The organism is Aetokthonos hydrillicola CCALA 1050, from assembly GCF_017591665.1.
GTDB lineage: Bacteria > Cyanobacteriota > Cyanobacteriia > Cyanobacteriales > Nostocaceae > Aetokthonos > Aetokthonos hydrillicola.
The window spans coordinates 1-2,165 of sequence record NZ_JAAKGC010000299.1 but is presented as its reverse complement, the minus strand read 5'-3'; the positions used below and the strand labels follow the sequence as shown (position 1 = coordinate 2,165).

3 protein-coding genes are annotated in these 2,165 nt (G+C 41.5%); all 3 read right to left on the bottom strand.

Annotated elements, in window-relative coordinates; translation table 11 throughout:
- A partial coding sequence (locus G4P69_RS37190) for a phycobiliprotein lyase (protein ID WP_208354890.1) occupies nucleotides 1-225 on the bottom strand: 225 nt, incomplete at its 3' end.
- A 110-nt stretch (nucleotides 226-335) separates the two neighbouring features.
- Nucleotides 336-1,019, bottom strand: a complete 684-nt coding sequence (locus G4P69_RS37185) for a HEAT repeat domain-containing protein (protein ID WP_208341597.1) — start codon at nucleotides 1,017-1,019, stop codon at nucleotides 336-338.
- A gap of 280 nt (nucleotides 1,020-1,299) precedes the next feature.
- Nucleotides 1,300-2,165, bottom strand: an 866-nt coding sequence (locus G4P69_RS37180; RefSeq protein ID WP_208354887.1) for an MFS transporter, incomplete at its 5' end; no start/stop codon positions are given.

Genomic DNA, 2,165 nt, shown 5'->3' with positions numbered 1-2,165 from the left:
GGTTTCTATCGTGCCATTCCAAACAATTTTAATGCCGCAAGAAGCATCGCTAGGGTCAATGTTATGGTTTTTAGACAACTTGACTAAATCAGGATGATCTGCCCCTAGCGCCTCGATTGTAAGTTCTGATTTACCATTTTTTGATTGCTTAGAAGCTAAATCGTGACTACTGCGGTGAGAAAACCATCTACCTGCGCTTAATTGAAAAAACTCTTCAATAGTTATCAATGAAACCACCTTAGTTAAAATCTCAATATTTAAATTGTAGTGCGGGCATCTTGCCCGCTTTATTCTTTATGAAGTCGAGCAAGATGCTCCCACTTCATAATATATTTTTATTGGGATGCTCCCTCGCCTTCTTCTAGTCGTTTCAGCGAAACCCTCGCCGCTTCAGCAACGTGTGGATGACTATCTTTTTCCATATATTTTAAAGCTGAGACGCTTTTAGGACTAGGAAGATGACCTAATGCTTCTGCTAAACGTTGTCGGACTAACCAATCATCCGATTGAGCAAAACGGAGGATATGATCTATAGACTCGATATCTTTGATTTCTCCTAATGCAGCGATCGCAGCTTGTTGTATGACAACTTCTTTGCTGTCTAAAGCGCTGACGAGTGCATCATGAGCACGAGGATCTTTAAGATTTCCCAGTGCAACTGCGGCGCTAAAACGTACTAACCAATCAGTGTCTTCATAAAATATCCTTACCAAGGGTTCAAAGGCTCTAGCATCGCCCAAGTATCCTAATGCACCCGCAGCATCAGCACGAATACCATAATCTGGGTCGTTTTCTAGGATTTGCACCAATATTGGGTAAGATTCTGCTGTTGGTTTAATTCCTAGAGCAAATATTGCCATTGACCTTAATTGGAGAGACTCGTCGTCCAAAACCTTTTTGATTAAAGGTACTGCATCGTCTGGGGAGATATGACGCAAATTAGCAAGAGCTACCATGCGATCGCGTAAATTCGGGCTTTCTAGCTGAGTGGAGATTTCTTGTAAGCTTAGTTCTACCATTATCTTAAAACAGATTTTACTATGGAATCTCTATTTATCAAACAGGATTCAGGAGTCAGGAGACAGGAGTCAGAATAAATGCTGGTTAAAACTGCGTCTACTCGTTATGGAGACGGGAGTTGAAACTTTTCTTAGAACACCGTCCCTTTATTGAAGGTGTATTCTGACTCCTGAATTCTGTCTCCTGACTCCTTATATTATTAAGTATTGTTACATTTATGAGTATACATTACCCTAACGGTAGATCTTTCCCACTTCAATGCCGTAATTACCCATCCTCCTAAGACGAAGTACTTCCCCTAGAAGCGTTTCGGCGTTCTTGAAGTTTCAATAGAATTTCTGCGTGTACCTCTCGCGTGATGGGATAAAAGTACGTTAAAACTAAACCACAAATTAAACATAGAGTGGGTAAAGGACCTATAGCAATGCGGACTGCAAGCAGTGCACTTTGGGGCTGTGTGGGTATTACATTTCCAGTACCCGAAATATATCCTGCCCAACCTAAACCTTTTAACACTAAGAATATCGCAATGGCTAAACCGATTTTTTGCAGTAGAACCATGAACCCATAAAATATACCTTCACGTCGCTGTCCAGTTCTGAGTTCGTCTAGTTCCATCACATCGGGTATCATCGACCAAGGAATCAGGTATGCAGTGGAAACACCAAAGCCAGCAATGACACCTAAAGCGTACATCAGAACAACTTGACCAGGTTGTAGAAAAAACAGTCCTGCTTGAGCGATAATCCAGAGACTCATCCCCATAAAATAAACTGCTTTTTTACCAACTCTCTCGCTAACACGGCTCCAAACGAATAACATAACAAGAGCAGTTGCTTGAACTGCGAGAGCGACTTGTGCTGATGCTGCTTGTGGTAAACCCATCCAACTCACTACAAAATAGGGAATGATGGATGCTGTTATCTGTACCCCACACCAAGAAAACAGATAAATCCCAATGACGAATAAAAAAGGTCGATTGTCGAAGACTATTTTAAGTTGTTCGATAAAGGATAACGATTCAGAATTTTCGGTCTTCTGATGCTGCGCTTCTACAACAGCCATGCGATCGCGTGTACCCCAAACACACCAATAAACCGGTATGATTGACAAAATCGCACAAACACCACCCAACACTAAATACT

Coding starts and splice junctions, on each gene's coding strand:
- G4P69_RS37185 (WP_208341597.1), bottom strand. CDS start 1,019: ATGGTAGAACTAAGCTTACAAGAAATCTCCACTCAGCTAGAAAGCCCG.